Source organism: Teredinibacter haidensis, from assembly GCF_014211975.1.
Lineage (GTDB): Bacteria > Pseudomonadota > Gammaproteobacteria > Pseudomonadales > Cellvibrionaceae > Teredinibacter > Teredinibacter haidensis.
In genome coordinates this window covers 529327-541963 of sequence record NZ_CP060084.1, presented here as the reverse complement: position 1 = coordinate 541963, position 12637 = coordinate 529327, and the positions used below count along the sequence as shown (strand labels likewise).

The window sequence follows — 12637 nt, the reverse complement described above, 5'->3', positions numbered from 1 at the left end:
GCCAGTACTGCAAAATGGAAACCAATCGCGAACGGTCGACAAAAATATTTTTTTATCCCTTGTATATCAATGGGTTAAACCCATGAAATCATAGGCGTAGTTCTAAATGACTATATTTCAGACTCACCAAACAGTAAAAAACGCACCACTACGGATCATATATGCACTTTTAGCTACCATGAACTCATAGCCGATTTCTTGGTTAATTTCGTTTTGGTGGTTTTTTGATCTGTTTTTGCACCATAACGACTCACAAAAGGAGCGTTACGCCGCCTCTTTCTCTTCCAGAAAATCCGGGGTACTCTCCACGCTCAAACTATATAAGGAAGAGATCGTGGAAAATACGAAGAGAACCGAAATAGAAGCCGCCATTTTTCGCCGATTACTCGAGCATCTGGATTCCCGAAAAGATGTACAAAATATCGAGCTAATGAATTTGGCTGGGTTTTGTCGTAACTGCCTGGCCAAATGGTATACCGCAGCGGCACAAGAGCAAGGAGAATCCATAAATTACGACCAGGCTCGCGAAATCATCTACGGCATGCCCTATGATCAATGGAAGGAAAAGCACCAGACGCCTGCGAGCCCCGAGCAACTGGCTACTTTTGAGAAAAACCACTAACAGCGGCAGATAAACCTGTGGAAGTCACTATCACTGGGTTGTACCACTACCCCGTTAAATCCTGCGCTGGCATCCCCCTGGCGCAATGCTCCCTAACACCAAAGGGGGTTCTCGGTGATCGCGAATGGGCTGTCATTAACGCTCAAGGGCAGTTTTTAAGTCAGCGAAAGTTACCCCGCATGGCGCTGATTCAAGTTAAACGTCAGCCTCAAGGCCTGATACTTAAGCTGAATGATGACCATCCTTCGGATGTTCCAAACTGCACACTGAACTTTCCGACAAAAACGTCCCCCAGTCGAGAAGTGCACATCTGGAGCGATTCAGCACAAGGCTTTCTCGCAGAGGAACACGCTAACCGCTGGCTTACCCATGCACTTCACTCACAGGAGCCACTCTTTCTGGCCTGGTTTAACAAAGCCACAGAACGACTACCCGGCTACCCGGAACGCTTCGGCGCCAACGCCACCTACTTTGCCGATGCGGCACCGTTTTTGATCGCCAATGCATTGTCGCTGTACACACTTAATGAATTATTAGCGAAACGACACCTACACGAAGTGGACATTCGCAACTTTCGGCCCAATATTGTGATCAGCGGCTTACCCGCATTCGCGGAGCATCAGGTACGAGCGCTTAAACACCCCGCTTCGGGAATCGAGTTCACCTTAGTGGATGCCTGCCAGCGCTGCGCAATTATTACCATCAACCCAGATACTGGAGTAAAGCTGCCCTACTCAGTTCCCTTCAAACAGCTAACGGAATTAAATCCAATGCCGGGGAACAAAAAAGCGCCTGCCTTTGGTGTCAATGCCAAACTGAGAGAGCCCGTGGGAGAAATGGCGACCAAAGTGGGGCTACGCTTGGGGGATAAGCTGCAGGTCATTCAATAAGGGGATATGGTAACCCTGCCTCAAAACGCGCACAAAACATACTGAACAAGACCTCCAAGTTGCCCGCAAGCTTAGCGCTAAACTTTTTAGATAAATTCATTTGCTACCTGTAGATGACCGTGATGCTACAAGGCTATAAAATGCGCCGTTGCACCAGTGAGAACACACTAAACACAGACACCGCGTTTCGTAATTGTCTATAGTCTAGCCCGAAACTTAATGTCTTCCGATAGGTACAGGACAACGTAGTTATGATCCCCAAGTTAAGCCCCTTTGCAGAACAACAAACACTCTATCTGGAATACCTGAATTCGCTGGAAGCACGAGGGTTTAGAGGAGAAATACAGTCGGATATCAGTAATCGCTTGGCTTTGGCTACGGACAACTCCATCTATCAGATTCTCCCTCAGGGTATCGTCTACCCACGAGATATCGACGACCTGATCACTGCCGCTAAGCTGGTATCCGAGACGCGCTTCCAGACTATTGTACTGACTGCCCGCGGAGGCGGCACAGGCACCAATGGCCAATCCTTAACCGATGGGGTTGTGGTGGACCTCTCACGACATATGAACCACGTACTAGAGATTAACGCGGAAGAAAAGTGGGTGCGCGTGGAAACCGGTGTAGTCAAGGACCAGCTCAACGCGGCCCTCAAACCTTACGGCTTGTTTTTTGCGCCTGACCTGTCGACCAGCAACCGCGCGACCATCGGCGGAATGGTCAATACTGACGCATCAGGCCAAGGCTCCTGCGTGTACGGAAAGACCCGCGACCATGTACTTGAACTCACCACTGTCCTCGCCAGTGGTGCAACACTGCAAACGCGCGCACTAAAAGAAGAGGAAGCCTCTGCCCTGCTGGAGGGCGACGGCCCCTGTTCGGATATTCACACACTGGCCGAGAGCATTCATCGGGAGCATGCTGCGCTTATTGACGACGTTTTCCCCCCGCTGAACCGCTGCATGACGGGCTACGACCTGGCCCATATTCGTGATGAACAGGGGCAACTCAACCTGAACAATATCCTCTGTGGCAGCGAAGGCACCCTAGGATTTATTGCCGAAGCTAAACTTAACCTGCTAAGCATTCCCAAATGTTCGGCACTGGTCGTCGTAAAGTATTCAGACTTTAACAGCTCCCTGCGGGATGCAACCGAGCTGATGCGAGCAAATCCCACGTCTATCGAGACCATCGATTCCAAAGTGCTCACCCTGGCGATGAACGATTTTATCTGGCACCAGGTAGAAGAGTTTTTCAATGAATCCAATAACAATGCCCTTGGCGACCACCACAATCAGGACGTGAAAGGCATTAATCTGGTGGAATTTACCGGCGACACAGAACAGGAACTTCAAGACGGTATAGAGCGCCTATCCAAGCGACTCAAGCAATCGGTCGGTCACGCCAGCGATACACCCGATTTCGAAGCCAGTAGCTATACCACCAGTGGTCGATTGGGCTACTCAATCGCCATGGGCAACGATGCCGTTAAACGTATTTGGGCCATGCGCAAGCGAGCTGTTGGCTTGCTCGGCAACGCAGCGGGTGAAGCTCGCCCCGTGCCCTTTGTGGAAGACACTGCGGTACCGCCCGAAAACCTTGCCGACTTTATTCTGGAATTCCGCGAAATTCTTGATGGCTACCAACTGGAATACGGCATGTTTGGCCATGTAGATGCGGGCGTTCTACATGTGCGCCCCTCGCTGGATATGAAAGATCCACAACAGGAAGAAATAGCCTGGGAGATTTCCGACAGGGTTGCCGACCTGTGCCATCAATACAACGGCGTGCTCTGGGGCGAACACGGCAAGGGCGTGCGCTCGGAATATGCACCCAAGTTCTTCGGCCAACTCTATCCGCAACTGCAGCGAATTAAAGCTGCCTTCGACCCGCACAACCAATTAAACCCAGGAAAAATAGCCACCCCCTCAGCCGATATTGAACTGTTGAAAATTAATGAAGTGCCTACACGGGGTCAGTACGACCGAGAAATACTACCAGACGCATGGAAGAGCTTTAACGAAGCGGTATACTGCAATGGTAATGGAGCCTGCTATAACTGGAATCCCAACGATGCCATGTGCCCATCGTGGAAAGGAACCCGCGATCGGATTCAGTCGCCAAAAGGCCGCGCTACATTAATTCGAACCTGGCTGAAATTATTATCGGACCAGAAAGTTCACCCACAGCAACAATTAAAAAACGCCAGCGGGATTTCCAGCCTTATTCGCTTTCCCCTAAAATTACTCAATGCCATTTTCGGTAAAAACAGTGACGACTACTCGCACAATGTTTACGAGGCAATGGCGGGCTGCCTCTCTTGTAAAGCCTGCGCAAGTCAGTGTCCCATTAAGGTAGACGTGCCGGAATTTCGAAGCCGCTTTATCGCGCTATACCACACCCGTTATTTACGTCCACTAAAAGATTACCTAGTGGGAACGCTTGAATTTGTTCTACCTATCTGTGCAAAAGTACCGGTTATATACAACGGCGTTATGGGTGCAGCTCCCATAAAGTGGATACTAAATAAATGGGTCGGCTTTGTGAATGGGCCTCTGCTTTCCCGAGTATCTTTACGCAAGCACCAAATCGAGACAGCCAACCTGCACGCAATCAAGCGTATGAGCGATGAAGAAAAACAAAACACTGTCCTGATAGTACAGGACGCATTTACCCGCTATTTCGAAACCCAACTAATTGTCGATATTTTCGATTTTCTGCGCGCGCTGGGCTTTACCCCTTACCTGGCCCCTTATAGAGCCAATGGCAAACCCTTACACGTACACGGCTTTTTAAACTGGTTTACCAAAGTTGCACGGCGCAATGCCAATATGCTCAACAAATTTAGCGAGCAGGGTGTTTCCCTCGTAGGTGTTGATCCATCGATGACCTTTACCTACCGCGCCGAGTATAAAAAGTTTTTGGAAGATGAAACCCAGGAAAACGCAGCCCCCAATGTTTTATTGCTACAGGAATGGTTGATGAAAAATATCGAACATTTGAAAAAGCATGCCCCTGAAGACAAACTGCAGTTCACCTTAATGCCCCATTGTATAGAGCAGTCTCACGCCACCAAAGAACGCGACCAGTGGAAACAAATATTTTCCGCGCTGGGGCACGAACTGGATATATTATCCTTGGGTTGTTGCGGTATGTCCGGCACTTACGGCCATGAAGCGCGCAATGTCGAAACCTCGAAGAAAATTTACGCGCTAAGCTGGAAAAAGCCAGTGGATGAAATCGCTACCGAACAGCTACTGGCGACAGGCTATTCCTGCCGCAGCCAAGTGAAACGCGAAGCAGGGAAAATTATTCAACATCCATTTCAGGCACTGCTCGCCTCGCTGGAACATAAGTAAGCTAGCGCTCCGGGAGCCCCGCGACTCGCACCTGCAGGGTCGAGTCGCGGGGCTCCCGAACAAAGTTCAAAACTAACCCACTCACTTTCCTACCAATAAAAGCATCGAAAAATGGCCACTCTGTTGCTCTGAGATCCCAGAGCATATTCCACAATGTTCTGTCGCCTGCACTGTTACGCTGGTTATGAAATAAACAACAAATTTGATCTGCATACAAAAGAAAACGTTCCTTCACTGCTACCCTGCTCAGATCACCCCGCTCACCAGAGCACGTAAAGCACTGAAACTAGCACTACTCGTATAACTAATAGAAATAATGACTAATAGTTTAATGGAGGAGTCTATGAAGTTTTGGATTAATACAAACTCAAATTCCGATAACGTTGTTATTCTGACCAAAAATGGTGTTCTGGTCGCATCCTGTAATGAATATGCATGTGACGCCATAAGAGAAAAGCTCGCCGCTAACGTTCACCCTATCTCGATATATGCCAAAGACGATATTCACATTGTCAAATCCACGCAGTTGCGATCAGTCACCAGTCGCAACACCGATACGAATATCGACCTGTGCTACAGAGTCCTGAAGAAAAAAGAAAACCTGCCTTTAAATTTCCAATCGACAGAACAAAAGCAAGAATTTACTTCCATTTTTAATAAAATTGCGCCGGAAAACCTAAAAAAAACCGAACACCAGCAACGTTGGTTTACCGCAATACTGCCATCCCTGTTCAGCCTGTTTTTCGCTTTGTTTATCTCCTGGTTTTACATCAACAAATGGCGCTGGGTTACCCTGATTGTGGGTGGGCTGTGGGCGCTAGCCAGTATTTATATTCTGATAACACGCGTCAAAACACCGCCAAAAATAACACGCTGGAGCCCAAAAGATCAGTATGTAAAGAAAGGCAGGGGAGCAATAAACACCGGTTTTTCCTACGCTGTTGCAACACTGATGATTATGGTGTTTTCCTTCAAACTACCACTAGTTTACGGCGCACAGGCTATTTTGGACAACCTCGATCACGATACCTTGACAGCTGGAAATATTGAAGAGCTCGTCAGTAAGGGAGCAAATATCAATGTAAGAAATGAATATGGTGATTCCCCCCTGCACTACGCCGTCGGGATAGAAGACTATGAGCTTGTTGAAGCATTACTCCAGCAAGGCGCTAATCCTGCGCAGCAAAACGGCGAAGGTGAAACAGCTCTAGAGCAAGCACTGCAATTCGGAGATATGCAGTCGACAAATCTGATTTTACAATCCGTTGATTCGCTGGATGACCACAACAATATTTGGTGGGCAGTATCCAACGCTGGACCACCTGCGGAAATAATGGATTTAATAGTTGCCAGGGGCTTTGATATTCACACGCTTTCGGAGCACGGTGATAACCTCCTTAAGGCGGCAATAGAGTCCGGCACGGGGTATACATTCGTAAACTACCTTCTCGGCGCTGGTGTAAGCACCGATTTTACGATAGATGATATGTCTCCGGCGGAATATGCGAAGGAGACCGCTCAATCGGACATTGCCAAATTACTGGAAGAAAGCAGCCCATCGGTTGCCCCCAACTAGCAAAGAGTAATCTGCCAAGCAATATAAAAGCACGTCTAAATAAGTGGCACTTGAACGGGCTACGCCTTACTCACGTGTATATACGCCCAAGATGGGAAATTGGCTAAACCCGAAAGATAGCGTGATAGAAATAGTCTCGCCACCATTTAAGCTTCGTGAAAATGCCTGTGGCGCTAGTCGCCCACCATCGGCAAACAAGGCGGCCATAAGGTGCCTGCTCTCTAAAATTCGAGACTCAGTGGATGTGTTGCGAATAGTCATGACCGTCCAGCGTTCACCAGGCTCACTGCTCATCAACACATAATTAACAAGTTCGAATTCACTTCTGCTCGGTTTGATATCATCGTCGTTGGGAAACGCGAGTTCAGTACCCGGTGCGATTGTTCAGTCTAAATGAGGGCCTCTTCTTTGGCAGCGAAAAGGTTTACGGAAAGGAACATAACTACAAAAAGAAGAATGGCATTGGGCATAGATGAAATATCCCTTTATTCTGTTTTCAAATCCCTCTCTACTCGATAGTAAGGCGTTGTTATCTATTGGTATCGCCAGTCCCCCTTTTTAAGGAACGGGTAACCCTTTGTTTAACGCGTAAACACTACCGTCTTCTGGCCATTGAGTAACACGCGATTTTCCGCATGCCAACGCACCGCGCGCTGTAGGACTACAGCTTCGGTATTACGACCGATTTCAACCAGCTCTTCCGGAGAGTTGGCGTGAGTTACCCGCTCGATTTCCTGCTCGACAATCGGGCCTTCATCCAGTTCTGCTGTCACATAGTGGGCAGTAGCACCGATCAATTTTACACCGCGATCATAGGCTTGATGGTAAGGCTTTGCGCCCTTAAAACCAGGCAGAAAGGAGTGGTGAATGTTAATCGCCCGGCCTTCCAATTGGGCACACAGCGTATTAGAGAGAATCTGCATATAGCGAGCAAGTACCAGCAACTCAGCTCCGGTCTCATCCATCAACGTCAGTATTTGGTTTTCCTGCTCGGGCTTGGTCTCTTTGGTAACCGGAAGGTAGTGGTAGGGAACCTCGTACCATTCAGTCAGCGCACGCATATCTTCGTGATTAGAGACTACGCCGACAATATCTACGGGCAAAGTGCCACGCTTCCAACTATTCAACAAATTATTTAGACAATGGCCCCACTGGGAAACCGCAATTAAAACTTTAGTCCGTTTTTTACCATCGGTAAGCGTCCAATCCATCTGGTAACGGTCAGCAATAGACTGAAAAGCAGAATTCACATCAGCAAAACTTTTTGGACCTTCAACTGATTCCAGTAAGGTGCGCATAAAGAAGCGACGAGCGCTCACATCTTCAAACTGTGACGATTCTCGAATGTTAAAACCCTGAAGAGAAAAAAGACTGGCAACGGATGCGACTATTCCCGGCTGATCGTTGCAACTAAATTTTAAAATCAGCTGTTCTACTTTTGCTGACATACTGCCCTCTTGCTGTAATGACGCCCCCCAACAGGCAAGAAGCGATCATAGCAAGGCCGTGTGTTCAGGTCTATGCAGGTGCCGCTAAACGTCTTTTTCGGTTTGCATCATAAAATCTCCCAATGTTGCACTGAATGCAGATGCACCAGCCAACGACCACCCACCATCCACCGGAATCACAGTACCGCTCACATAGCTGGCCATTGCAGACGCCAAAAACAGGCAGAGGTTTCCCACATCATCGGTCTGCCCCAATCGGCGAAGCGGAACCGTATGCGTCGCCTGCTTCTGCAGTTCCGGTGTTGGTGCCAGCCGCTGCATGCCTTCTGTACCCTCTATAGGACCGGGCACAACACTGTTTACACGAATGCCTTTTGGTCCCCACTCCATCGCCAGAGTGCGGGTGATCATATCCACGCCCGCTTTCGCAGCGCAGACATGTGCTTGGGCGACCATCGGTAGAAAGGCCTGAGGAGCAGAAATATTGATAATGCTTGCACCCGGTTTTTTCAGATGACGATAAGCGGCCTGGAGCACATGAAAAGTTCCCAGCAGGTCGATATCCACAACCGATTTAAAACCGTTCGCCGACATACCATTAGCCAACGCGGGAAAGTTACCCGCGGCCCCGCTGACCAGCACATCAAATTTGCCGTAGGCTTTTTCAATACCCGCAAAGCCGGTTTTAACGGCCTCCTGATCGCGGACATCTGCGGTAAAGCCCATGGCTTCGGCCCCTAACACAGCCAATGCCGCCACGGTATCTTCCACTTTATCCTCACTTCGGCTAGCGACGGCCACTCTTGCGCCAGCTTTGGCAAAGCACTCGGCAATGCCACGGTTAATCCCGCTTGTTCCACCAACGACGACAACCGTACAATCTCGAAAATCCAACTGCATTCTGCCCACCTTTTATAATTTGGAAAAATCTGCCGGGCGCTTTTCGAAAAAAGCCGTGACTGCCTCGCGGAATTCGGCGCTGCTAAGGCCCTCGATAAAGCTCTTAAGCTCATTCTGCATACTCACCTGCACATTTAGCGTATCCGCCTGCTTTAACAGTGTTTTTGTTTGCTGAACGGCCACCGAGGGCTGTTTGCTTAATTTCTCACAAACTTCGCGCGCCACCTCAACGGGATTGGCAACAATTTTATTTATCATCCCTGCCATACGAGCGTCATCTGCACCGAAAGGCTCCCCCAGCAGCAGCCATTCAGCTGCGCGCGCATGGCCCGCCAAGCGAGGCAGCAAATACGAGCTGGCGTACTCCGGCCGCAGGCCCAGGCTTACAAAAGGTAGCGAAAAAGCCGTATATTCAGAGGCGTAGACTAAATCGCAATGCAGCAAGAGGGTTACACCAATCCCCACGGCAACACCGTGTACCGCCGCAACCACGGGCTTGGGAAATTCCGCCAGAGCAGCCATAAATGCGGGGATGGGGCTATCTTGTTGCGCGAGTTTCTCAGGTTCGGCCATAACGGACGAGAAATCGGCAAGATCATTTCCGCTGCAAAAATCAGCGCCAGCGCCTTTAATTAACACGACTCTAATTGAGGGGTCATTCGCCGCCCGCTGGAATGCATCAGCTAGGGCCTGATACATATGCTGGTTGAGCGCGTTCTTTTTCTCGGGTCGATTGAATGTTATCTCAAGCACTCCATTCTCGCACAGGGTAAGAATTTCGTTCACCATATCCCTTCTCTTTATTGTTATACCGTCGACTGAAGTCTAGCCCATTGTTGACCTGCAAACTTGCTTCTTTCGGGGATGCCGTTACAATCGCGCTTCCGCTCAAATTGTAGATTTTATCGCCATGAATATTCGCAGTTTTCTCGCCGATCGTATCCGTAATGCCATGTCTGATGTTGGTATTCCCAACGATTACAGCCCCGCCCTTGCCATCAGTAAAAAGGCAGGTTTTGGCGATTACCAGGCGAATGGCGCCATGTCCGCCGCCAAAGCGATGAAAACCAATCCCCGCGAACTCGCACAATCCATCGTTAACAGCCTGGATCTTGCCGGTGTGGCGGAGAAAGTGGAAATAGCAGGCCCAGGATTTATTAATATACATTTAAGCGAAAGTTGGCTCGCCCAACAATTAGCCCACAGCGCTGAGCGCGACCACGAAGACGATCACAGCCAAATAGTCGTCATCGACTACTCTTCCCCAAACCTCGCAAAAGAGATGCACGTTGGCCATTTGCGCTCCACCATTATTGGTGATGCCATTGCCCGCGTGCTCGCATTCCGAGGTGACAAAGTTATCCGTCAAAATCATGTGGGCGACTGGGGAACCCAATTCGGCATGCTGATCGCCGAGCTGGAAGATCAATTGGGTGAAGGCGAACAAGCCGCACTGGCACTAAAAGACTTGGAAGGCTTTTATCAGCAAGCCAAGGCCCACTTTGACGAAGATCCGAACTTTGCTGATCGCGCTCGCGATTACGTGGTGAAATTACAATCTGGCGACACCAAAGTACTGAACCTGTGGGCACAGTTTAAAGACGTTTCGCTCAATCACAGCGAAGATATTTACCGGAAACTAAACGTGACGCTGAACGCCGATGCCGTGCGCGGTGAAAGTTTCTACAACGACGACCTTGCACCCACCGTTGCCGAGTTAAAAAAGAAGGGCCTGGCAGTGGAAGATGCTGGCGCTCAAGTTGTATTTCTGCAGGAGCTGGCCGATAAAAACGGCAACCCAAGCCCTGTGATTGTACAGAAGAAAGACGGTGGTTTCCTTTACGCCAGTACCGACCTCGCCGCGTTGCGCTTCCGCACCGGCACGCTGAATGCCGACCGTGTGCTTTACTTTATCGATGCGCGCCAATCACTGCATATGCAACAGGTGTTTACGGTTGCCCGCAAAGCCGGTTTCGTGGACGAGTGGGTAAGCCTGGAGCACCACCCTTTCGGCACTATGATGGGCGCGGATGGCAAGCCATTTAAAACCCGCAGCGGCGGCACCGTTAAGCTGGCGGATCTGCTGGATGAAGCAATTGAGCGTGCTGCCAAAGTCGTCCGCGACAAAAACCCGGATTTAGACGAAGGCGAAGCTCGGGGCGTTGCCCGCAAGGTTGGCATTGGCGCAGTGAAGTATGCCGATCTATCCAAAACCCGCACCAACGATTACATCTTTAACTGGGAGGCTATGCTCGCATTCGAAGGTAATACCGGCCCCTATATGCAATATGCCTACACTCGCATCTTCAGTGTTTTCCGAAAAGCCAATATCGACATGCAAAGCTTTACGGCAGAACTTGATCTACGCGAGCCACAAGAAAAAGCGCTGGCATTAAAAGCCCTGCAGTTCGACGAGGCACTCGAACAGGTTGGTAATGAAGCCATGCCCCATATTCTGTGTACCTACTTATACGATTTGGCCAGTCTGTTTATGACCTTCTACGAAGCTTGCCCAATTCTCAAAAGCGATGTAGCTCCCGACACCCGAAACAGCCGTTTACAACTGAGTAAAGCCGTTGCGGAAACTCTGAAGAAAGGCCTGGAGTTATTGGGTATTGAAACGATGGAACGCATGTAACAAAGGCCATCCAACAAGGCCCCTTCACGGGCAGGGCACCCCACTCAGAACAAGGAAGGGAGTGGGGTTTACGCCTTACGTCCATTGCGGCGCTTAATTAACCTATCCCAATAGCCGGCGCCCTCGATAGCAAAATTGAAATACTTAAACTGCACTAGCATCAATCCAGCATAAACTCTTCAGCCTTAACGACCATCTCCCTGGAGCCCACAAAAAACGGCGTGCGCTGATGAAGTTCTTTGGGCTCGATATCCAAAATCCGTTTGCGTCCGTCGGACGCAACACCTCCTGCCTGCTCCATCAAAAACGCAATCGGATTACACTCGTACAGCAATCGCAATTTGCCGCTCGGATTTCCCGCATACGAAGGGTAAATAAAAATGCCGCCTTTCAATAAATTTCGATGAAAGTCTGCGACCAGAGAACCGATATATCGCGATGTGTAGGGACGATCGGTTTCAGGGTCATGCTCCTGACAGTATTTAATGTAGTGTTTTACACCTTCGGGAAAGTGCACATAATTCCCCTCATTTACTGAGTAAATTTTCCCTTTCTCGGGAATACGCATACTTCTATGGGAAAGGTAGTAGACGCCAATAGAGGGATCGAAAGTAAAACCATTCACACCGCTACCCGTGGTATAGACCAGCATGGTAGACGAACCGAAAATAACGTAACCCGCTGCTACCTGTTCAGTTCCTCTCTGCAGAAAATCCGCCAATTGTACCGGGCTATCGGCTGGTGAAATTCGGCGGTAGATTGAAAAAATGGTTCCCACCGCCACATTGACATCAATATTTGATGAGCCATCAACCGGGTCGATCAAAACAATATATTTACTACCCTTATGCAGCGGCTGGTTAAATTCAATAAAGGACTCCTCCTCCTCAGAGGCTAAACCACAAACCAACCCACGCGCCGACAGCGCTGCCTTAAATTTCTCGTTGGCATAAACATCGAGTTTTTGTTGACGTTCCCCCTGAATATTGTCCTGCCCAGCATAACCCACAATATCCGCAATACCGGCCTTGTTGATTTCCCTATGCACCAGCTTGGAGGCTAATTTTATAGCACCAAAAATTTGGCTTAACTCACCCGTCGCACCCGGGTAGTGATGCTGATTTTGAATGACGAATTCGCCAAGGGTAATGAGGTTTTCCATAAACAAAGCCCCTTATTGAGAAAAGATCAATATGAGCTT

9 protein-coding genes are annotated in these 12637 nt (G+C 49.2%); 5 read left to right on the top strand and 4 right to left on the bottom strand.

What is annotated here, in order from left to right; translation table 11 throughout:
* Positions 1-334: 334 nt before the first annotated feature.
* From H5715_RS02280 to H5715_RS02265, 4 genes are all read left to right on the top strand, one after another.
* Positions 335-622: a DUF1244 domain-containing protein gene (locus tag H5715_RS02280; protein ID WP_075186160.1), complete on the top strand. Its 288-nt coding sequence runs from the start codon at positions 335-337 to the stop codon at positions 620-622.
* 17 nt (positions 623-639) lie between these two features.
* Positions 640-1512 carry an MOSC domain-containing protein gene (locus H5715_RS02275; protein WP_075186161.1) on the top strand — a complete coding sequence of 291 codons (873 nt, stop codon included), beginning with the start codon at positions 640-642 and terminating at the stop codon, positions 1510-1512.
* A 251-nt stretch (positions 1513-1763) separates the two neighbouring features.
* Entirely contained in the window at positions 1764-4874 is a 3111-nt protein-coding gene (gene ydiJ / locus H5715_RS02270; RefSeq protein ID WP_075186162.1) for a D-2-hydroxyglutarate dehydrogenase YdiJ, read from the top strand.
* 343 nt (positions 4875-5217) lie between these two features.
* A complete protein-coding gene (locus H5715_RS02265) occupies positions 5218-6450 on the top strand; it encodes an ankyrin repeat domain-containing protein (RefSeq protein ID WP_075185770.1) in 1233 nt (410 codons plus the stop codon).
* Positions 6451-7031: 581 nt separating this feature from the next.
* Here H5715_RS02265 and purU read toward each other — a convergent pair.
* The 3 genes from purU to H5715_RS02250 all read right to left on the bottom strand — a co-directional run bounded on the left by purU (position 7032) and on the right by H5715_RS02250 (position 9587).
* Positions 7032-7898 (bottom strand): formyltetrahydrofolate deformylase, encoded by an 867-nt coding sequence (purU, locus tag H5715_RS02260; protein ID WP_075185771.1) that lies wholly within the window; start codon positions 7896-7898, stop codon positions 7032-7034.
* Positions 7899-7982: 84 nt separating this feature from the next.
* Positions 7983-8798 carry an SDR family oxidoreductase gene (locus H5715_RS02255; RefSeq protein ID WP_075185772.1) on the bottom strand — a complete coding sequence of 272 codons (816 nt, stop codon included), beginning with the start codon at positions 8796-8798 and terminating at the stop codon, positions 7983-7985.
* 12 nt (positions 8799-8810) lie between these two features.
* The gene (locus H5715_RS02250; RefSeq protein ID WP_075185773.1) at positions 8811-9587 is read right to left on the bottom strand and encodes an enoyl-CoA hydratase; all 777 of its coding nucleotides are present in this window, start codon (positions 9585-9587) and stop codon (positions 8811-8813) included.
* Positions 9588-9708: 121 nt separating this feature from the next.
* Between H5715_RS02250 and argS the strand changes: the two genes are divergently transcribed.
* Complete coding sequence (gene argS, locus H5715_RS02245; protein ID WP_075185774.1) at positions 9709-11436, top strand: arginine--tRNA ligase; 1728 nt, start codon at positions 9709-9711, stop codon at positions 11434-11436.
* A gap of 160 nt (positions 11437-11596) precedes the next feature.
* Here the strand turns inward: argS and fbp are convergent, their stop codons facing one another.
* Complete coding sequence (gene fbp / locus H5715_RS02240; RefSeq protein WP_075185775.1) at positions 11597-12598, bottom strand: class 1 fructose-bisphosphatase; 1002 nt, start codon at positions 12596-12598, stop codon at positions 11597-11599.
* Positions 12599-12637 lie beyond the last annotated feature (39 nt).